The sequence below is a fragment of the Sphingomonas sp. CFBP 13720 genome (assembly GCF_014842075.1).
Classification (GTDB): Bacteria; Pseudomonadota; Alphaproteobacteria; order Sphingomonadales; family Sphingomonadaceae; genus Sphingomonas.
Genome location: NZ_JACYVA010000025.1, coordinates 1 through 332 on the forward strand (window position 1 = coordinate 1; position 332 = coordinate 332).

A 332-nucleotide genomic window follows, 5' to 3' on the forward strand; every position below is an offset into this window, starting at 1 on the left:
ACGCCCAGATACATGGTGATCTTGGTCGATTCACCGGGCTTGAGCGCGCCGAGGCCGAAGGTCAGGTTCAGCGTCTGGTCGACGGTCTTGGCATATCCGACCGCCTGTTCGGTCGCATAGGCGGCAGCGGCATAGGGATCGGTGTTCACGAAGCCGTAGAAGGATGCGACCGCGCGCTGATCCGGGGTGTAGAGGAAGAACGGGGTCGACGGTGCGACCTGCGCCGTCACCAGCGCGCCATTGTCGCCCTGACGTTCGATCTTGTTCGCCGTGGCGAACTTGTCCGACTGGTCGGGATCGGCGGTCCGCATGTACCGCACGTCGTTCATCGT

The 332-nt window shown here is 63.3% G+C and carries 1 protein-coding gene; it reads right to left on the bottom strand.

Annotated elements, in window-relative coordinates:
* Nucleotides 1–311, bottom strand: a 311-nt coding sequence (locus IFT55_RS17125) for a hypothetical protein (RefSeq protein ID WP_192093564.1), incomplete at its 3' end; no start/stop codon positions are given.
* Nucleotides 312–332 lie beyond the last annotated feature (21 nt).